The organism is Vibrio sp. M260112 (genome assembly GCF_036533775.1).
In the GTDB taxonomy this organism is placed as follows: Bacteria; Pseudomonadota; Gammaproteobacteria; order Enterobacterales; family Vibrionaceae; genus Vibrio.
This window is the reverse complement of sequence record NZ_JATABH010000083.1, coordinates 1-6,309: the sequence shown is the minus strand read 5'-3', so window position 1 is coordinate 6,309 and position 6,309 is coordinate 1. Positions and strand designations below refer to the sequence as shown.

General features: G+C 43.0%; 5 protein-coding genes. 1 reads left to right on the top strand and 4 read right to left on the bottom strand.

What is annotated here, in order from left to right; all coding sequences use genetic code 11:
* Positions 1-425 precede the first annotated feature (425 nt).
* From QTN95_RS19435 to QTN95_RS19420, 4 genes are all read right to left on the bottom strand, one after another.
* Complete coding sequence (locus tag QTN95_RS19435; RefSeq protein WP_331418656.1) at positions 426-1,457, bottom strand: S66 family peptidase; 1,032 nt, start codon at positions 1,455-1,457, stop codon at positions 426-428.
* Between the two features lie 292 nt (positions 1,458-1,749).
* The gene (locus QTN95_RS19430) at positions 1,750-2,433 is read right to left on the bottom strand and encodes a DNA alkylation repair protein (RefSeq protein ID WP_138971681.1); all 684 of its coding nucleotides are present in this window, start codon (positions 2,431-2,433) and stop codon (positions 1,750-1,752) included.
* A 280-nt stretch (positions 2,434-2,713) separates the two neighbouring features.
* Entirely contained in the window at positions 2,714-4,375 is a 1,662-nt protein-coding gene (locus tag QTN95_RS19425) for a methyl-accepting chemotaxis protein (protein WP_331418655.1), read from the bottom strand.
* Positions 4,376-4,760: 385 nt separating this feature from the next.
* Entirely contained in the window at positions 4,761-5,534 is a 774-nt protein-coding gene (locus tag QTN95_RS19420; RefSeq protein ID WP_331418654.1) for a DUF4344 domain-containing metallopeptidase, read from the bottom strand.
* Positions 5,535-5,760: 226 nt separating this feature from the next.
* On the opposite strand from QTN95_RS19420, the gene QTN95_RS19415 reads away from it, so the two are divergent.
* Complete coding sequence (locus QTN95_RS19415) at positions 5,761-6,117, top strand: YibL family ribosome-associated protein (protein ID WP_138971249.1); 357 nt, start codon at positions 5,761-5,763, stop codon at positions 6,115-6,117.
* Positions 6,118-6,309: the final 192 nt, after the last annotated feature.

The window sequence follows — 6,309 nt, the reverse complement described above, 5'->3', positions numbered from 1 at the left end:
CGTTGCTATAACGACGCCGGATATATGTCGCAAGACCGTCGACCATCAATGTTAATCTCCGTTAAGGGTGCCTATGAAATAGCTTAAAGAAAAGACCGACATTAATTTCAATCAGGCCTTGCGAACAGCGAGGTGACCATATATGTCCCGTTAGAATTATGACAAAGTCGCTTGGTAATTAAGGTACGACAGAATCGCTTGGTGATCACATGAGCTAGCCTCACCAGCTAGCTCGAAGCTGGACAAAAGTGTTTCAGGGCTTTTACTAAATTAGCCAGATATGGATAACTTTTGGTATCCCAAAACGCAATCACGCACCGCCGAACTCAGTGCCTGAGATGGAAGAAAATGGACAAAACCTTGCATGGTTTAAGTTAAACCCATTTGCCAAAACTCACAAATTATGCAATTAAGTCAGTGATCTATTATATAAGGGTCTGACTCAGTTCCCCAACTTCATCATTTAATTCCACCTTTGCTACAGCACCATTGATAAGCGTAAGATTCGGTGGAACGTGGCCAATATCTAAATCATACATTACAGGGATTCCAATGTTCGCTAGGCTACTTTCTATAGCTTCATGATATTTGAGAGCTTGCTCATTGCTTGGATCAGGGGCAGCATTCCTGCCCAAAACTAAACCATTAATATGCTTGAACACCCCCCTAAATTTCATGCTTAATATTGTTCGGGCAATATCTGTTGGTGACATTTCTGCATTTTCCAGATAGAGCACGATACCTTCTGGATAGTCTTCAGAGAGAGCTTTCAAATCAAGATATTCCGTATCAAAAAGGTGAAGCAATGTATCCCAGCAGCCTCCAATGAGTCTACCTTCAATAGTTGTGCCTAGTTTCGGTCTTACTAACCATTTCCAACTTGATGCAGTGTCTAGCGTAATGCCTCTTGCAGGTTTACTCACGATGTCTGGCCACTGGCTAGCGTACATAGTCGATGCTTCTTGAAAAAACGTCGAACCAATAGAGGTTCCAATACACGTGATGGTATTTGAAGTTAGTGGGTCATTTGCTTCAGGAGTTAGATCCATCAAATTGGAGCAATGTGCAGTAGCCCACCGAAGCTTACTTGTAAATGTTGCAGCTAAGGTACTGACATCAGAAAAACCTAAGATCCACTTTGGTCTAACATTTTGAAGCTTGGAAAAGTCTATGAGAGGAAGAAGCTCCATAGACAACTCACCTCCCCAAGGGGGATAAATAGCATCAATGTTATCATCCATTAAAAATCTTATCAGTTCTTCTACACGTTGTTCTATTGGTGCACTTACGTGTTTAAACTGCCCATACAAGCAATCACCCACAACAATCTTGAAACCTTGAGATTCAAGATGTTTTTTAATGATACTAAATCTAGCTTTGTGTTCTTCCGCTATCCCTGATGAAAATGCTGTGATTGCTATCGTGCTTCCTTCTCTTAAAGGTTTTGGGTATTTCATTGTTTTTTCTCATTAATTTAAGCTTTTTTGAAAATACCTACTAACTAACTCAATTACAATACGTTATGAGCAAGTAAGCATAAATACGCACTTCCTATTAAGGCGGACGATTGAGCTTATTGCTCAGTTTTGGGAGTTTTCTGTCACGTCCTCTCTGCTGCTAACCATGAGAGAAAGAACGGTGATTTCAGTGGCACGATTTGCCACTGAGTAATTGCGTTAACACCGAAAGGGGCAAGCCTTAGCCAGCAAGATCACAATTGGCACTGCAATGACATGCGTCTATGGGTGTTCAAGCTTGATTGTGTTTATTCAACCACTTCAACCCTTCACGATTGGCAATCCCTTGTATGTTTTGCTGATCAATAAACGAAACTACAGACTTGGCGTTGGTTTTCGAGAATTCTCGCAGTGCCCAGCCTATCGCTTTTTGTATAAAAAATTCATTGTCAGCCTGATTTTCTTTGATGATCTCAAATAATAGCTTTTCATCCGTCTGCTGTTTGAATCTCAATTGATAAAGTAATGCAGTTCGCCGCAACCAAATATTATCTGAGTTACGCCAACGACTAATGTACTGTCGAGTTTGGTCGGAATGGTTGATATACAGAGCAGCTGTAATGTGTGAGGAGAGAAAATCAACCGTATCCCACCATGATTTCGTAATGATAAGCCACTCTAATTCATATAGAAACGCTTCTGGTAGCTGGTTTTTACGTTTAATGAGCAAGTCAACTGCGATCAGTTGAAATTCCCTTTCAGGAAGTGACCAAAGCTCTCTGACAATGCTAGGTAAATCGTCTATCTCGGGGAGTTGTTCTTTTGAGAAAAGTGGTTTAAGCACTTCTCTCCTTTGAGTTGATTTAATCCCCAAGAATCGAAACTGATTGCGCATGTATGCCTGCATCTGTAGTGCATCAGCACTATTCGCCAAAGGTTCAAGCATTGTCTTTACCGTTATATTCCAAGGATGCATTCAAATGTTCCTAAGGCTCATTGAGTTCAATGATAAAGTTTACTTATTACATTATGTATATCAACACGACTCGGTTATATAGTTCAGTATGTCGGAGCGTAGCTCGGAATGGGGCAATAGTGAGTTAGCTATTCCTCTAAAGTCCATATTCCTCTAAAGTCCATATTCCTCTAAAGTCCATAAATGCACAGGAAAACGATGAAAGTGATTTCTAGTATTTTGGGATAAGAATAAGCCCGCAGCAGAGGTGCGGGCTGTAAAGGAAACGAAAAGTTGAGCATCACACTTTAAAGCGGCCAACCAAGTCGTATAGCTCGTTGGCACGGTGGTTGAGCTCTTGGCTACCAGCGCGATTCTCATTTGCCAGTTCGGCAGATTGCGAACTCTGGTCTGAAATGACAACCACACGTTGAGAAATTTCCTGACCCACTAGGCTTTGCTCTTCCGTTGCCGTTGCGATAAGTGAGTTCATATCCATGATGGTTCCGATTGATTCCTGTATCTGAATGAGCGCTTTGGCGGCGGCATTCGCTTCTTCAACGGTACTTGCACCACGTCTTTGGCTAGACTCCATCGCTTTCACTGCATCGTCAGAGGCGGCTTTTAGTTGCTGGATCATCTGGTGAATCTCTCCAGTACTATCTTGAGTGCGGCTAGCCAGTTTGCGTACTTCGTCAGCTACGACCGCAAAGCCTCGGCCTTGTTCACCCGCACGAGCGGCCTCAATGGCTGCGTTCAGCGCAAGTAGGTTAGTTTGCTCTGCGATGTCTTGGATGACTTCCAGTGAAGAGGAGATATTCTGTACGTCGCCTTCTAGACGAGAAATAACGCCATTGGCTTGTGAAACCTCTTCAGCGAGAGCTTCAACCGATTGTGCCGCTGAATTAACGATGTGCTGCGCTTCTTTCGCGTAGTCATCCGCCTCTTTGGCTGATGATGCCGCCTGACTCGCGTTGTTGGAGATCTCGCTAGCTGTCGTTGTCATTTCGGTCATGGCCGTCGCGACTTGTTCTGTCTCTTCGCGTTGCCCTGAAGCCAACTCATCGACTTTAGCAGCACGCTGGGACATATTGTTGGTTTCCGCGACGACTTGCTGGCCGACATCGCTAACGTTTGCAATGATGGTCTGAAGGCTGGCAACGAAAGCGTTAAAGTTACTGCTTAGCCTAGCAAATTCTGGGGCTTTAAACGCTTCCATACGAGCGGTCAGGTCAGCGTCACCACTTGCAAATGAGCTAATGGAGTTATCAAACATTTCTAGCGGTTTCATAATGGTACGATTTATCGCAACTGCGAACACAGCAACGATCCCCGCGATGACTAGACAGAAAATGACGATAGCTGACAAGGTAGTTTGCAACGCACTAATGGTTGCGGCTTCCATATCGGCAATGATGGCATCAATATCATCTGTGTAGAAACCAGTCCCCAGCATCAAATCCCACTCTGGAATAAAGATTGAGTAGCTCAGTTTAGGTAGAGGCTTAGTTTCGCCCGGCTTAGGGAAGTAGTAAGTGGTGAACTCGCCAGTCTTTGCGTTACGGATGAGATCTTGGATCAGGTAGTTGCCTTGTTGATCTTGTAGATTCCAGAAGTTTTCTCCGATCCCTTTTTCACTCTTCCCCTGAACACGTCGTACGCCTTTGGAGTCGTAACCAAATACGTATCCTGATTCACCGTATTCTAGTGTTTTCAGGGTTGGGTATGCCTCCGCAAGGCTCGCACCTTTCTCTAGAAAAGGTTCGATGGAGGATTTGGCCATTTGAAGATAGTTCCTTAGTTCGGCTTTCTTCAAGTTCATTAAGTTAGCGCGAGTAACTTCGATTTGTTGCTCGTTCAGTTCGGTGGTTTTCATGTAGGTAAAGCTAAGCATACCTAACGCGATAACTAGCAGCGGAACCAATGCCAAAATATATAAGCGGCTGCGAATTGTAAGACTCATACAAACATCCTGTTTAAGTAATAGTGGCTTATTGACCATACTGCGATCTAGAGGACCGAATAGGCAATAAGCTTAATTATTGGAATCGTGCTTATAGACCAAAAGTTTATCTTATAAGATTAGCCAATTTATCGGCTCAGGACTGTGAATCTTGAGGGGTTTGCAGATTCTTGATATTAGACCTTAGTACAATCTATCGATAACATGGCTTGTCGTCGCAGTAACTCTTTGCTGTCAACCATTTAGACTAGTGGTAACGGTTGTTGGCAAACTTGATGTTTAGCCAATCTGCCCATCTCTTTTACACGCAATGGGCAGCGGCCATCGTAGAAAATCGTCAATTTAGTTATGTTTTCACCTCGATGTTTCTCCGAAACCGTTATGGCTATTTATCATCGCTCACTGACGTTAAGTATCTGTGCCAGTTTTGACTCACTGCTTGATATTGATAGATACAAAAATCTTTACGATCAGCCAGATAGTCGTTTTCGACTTCGTCTAATAAGCTTTTATGTTGTTCAGGGTTGCTGCCATAAACTAGGCACAAAGTTGAGAAGTAGCGTTGTAAGTCAAAGCTGTGCTCGTCTATGTATTCACCAAAATCGTAATAGTCAGGACGATCTTCGGATTCAAAGGCGAACATATCGGCGGCACTGATTGCTGCATCTTCTCCATTTTCCACATATTCGATCATCATTAGCGCAGCAAAATTATCTACGGCATCTTCTTCCTTGCCTAGAATCGGGATGTTTTGGTCGGCAATATAAGCGTGTCCGGCTTCGTGAAGCAGGGTGTGTAATACGGTATCAATGGCACCAGCTTGCGCACTCTTGCCATATTTTTTGTCATACTGATTTTTCTTAAAGTAATCCAGTGCTTGCTGATAGAACTCGTAAGGCATATGAACCTGATGCGTTTCTGGATCGTAAAGTGGGCCCTGATCGCCACCGTATTGAATGGTTAAGGTGTTTTTGAACGGAAAAATACTCTGCGATAAGTCGACTAAGGTTTGGTTTACACCACTTTGCTCAATCTCAGATTTGGCCTTTTTCTCAACCTCATTTTGTGGTTCAAGATAGCGAATGACAACGCTTTCTGAACCGGCAAAGACAGTAGATGCAAACAGCATTAGCGAAGGAAGTAACACACGATAAAACATACTCAATCCTTATTATTATCTTGGAATGGATGGACTTAGCTAATACTGGTATATAATGAATGATTTCGCTCTAGTTTGCCGTTGGTGACACTCAATTTTGAACGATGGATTGAGGGCAGGGTTGTTCAAGGGAATAGAGGGGAGTGAAATGATGATTATCATTAGGGAAGCAGCTATGCTTGTGCTACACTCGCCGCCCTTTTCCGTTTCTATGAGATAAATCACCATGAGCCTTAAAAAAGAACTTCAAAACCTTCATAACCGTCTAGATACTTGCCAACGTAAACTGGACGCAGCTAAAGGTCGTGGTGATCAGGAAATGATTTCTCAGTTCACTGATGAAATCGAAAAACTTAACAAGAAAGTAAGCTCAATGAAGCATAAGCAGCAATTCGATCGCAACAAAGAGCGTAAGAGCTTGCAGGATATGCCATTCTCTCGCGAAATCACGAAAGCGGAACAGGCGGATATGGGTAAACTGAAAAAGTCGGTAAAAGGTTTAGTGGTGGTTCACCCAATGACAAAGTTGGGCAAAGAGTTGCGCATTGAAGTGATGACAGGCTACGCACCGAACAAGTTCTAATGCCAACGTCTTGTATGTATTTAAAAAAAGCGCCTAACGGCGCTTTTTGTTTTCAGCCCTAAACCACCTACTTCAGTAGGTGGTTATCATCCGTTTCGGCTTTGCCTGTAAAACTACTCATGCTAAATGCGTCTTTGATTTTTCCAGAAGTCAAAGAGGACAAATAACATGAGTAGATACAATCAAGCTTCC